The organism is Larkinella soli, from assembly GCF_003703975.1.
GTDB lineage: Bacteria > Bacteroidota > Bacteroidia > Cytophagales > Spirosomataceae > Larkinella > Larkinella soli.
Window position 1 is genome coordinate 1 of the sequence record NZ_QTJY01000073.1, and the last position, 411, is coordinate 411.

The 411-nt window shown below is 63.5% G+C and carries 1 protein-coding gene; it reads right to left on the bottom strand.

Annotation, left to right across the window (positions count from 1 at the left end):
• The coding region (locus tag DX909_RS29365) for a glycosyltransferase family 2 protein (protein WP_164851467.1) at nucleotides 1-411 on the bottom strand (411 nt) is incomplete at both ends.

The window sequence follows — 411 nt, forward strand, 5'->3', positions numbered from 1 at the left end:
CAGATAATTCCACTGGAGGTGGGTATCGCCGGGCCGGTGTTTGAAGATGGCCGTGGCAAAGCAGTAATAGTCGTAGGCCGGATGCCGGTGCGCCAGGGCCACCCGGCGCGACAGACAGTCGCTGCTGAGCAGATCGTCCGAATCCAGAAAGATCACATACCGCCCCTGAGCCTGATCGATGCCCGTGTTGCGCGCCCCCTGCGCCCCCTTGCTGCGGGCATTGGCCAGAAACCGGAACCGGCCGTCACGCCGGACATAGTCCCGGCAGACCTGGGGAGTGGCGTCGGTCGAGTGGTCGTCGACGATCAGGCACTCCCAGTCGGCAAAGTCCTGGCTGCGCACCGATTCGAGCGTCTCGGCGATCAGATCGGCCCGGTTGTAGGCCGGTACTATTATCGTTACCTCCGCCAT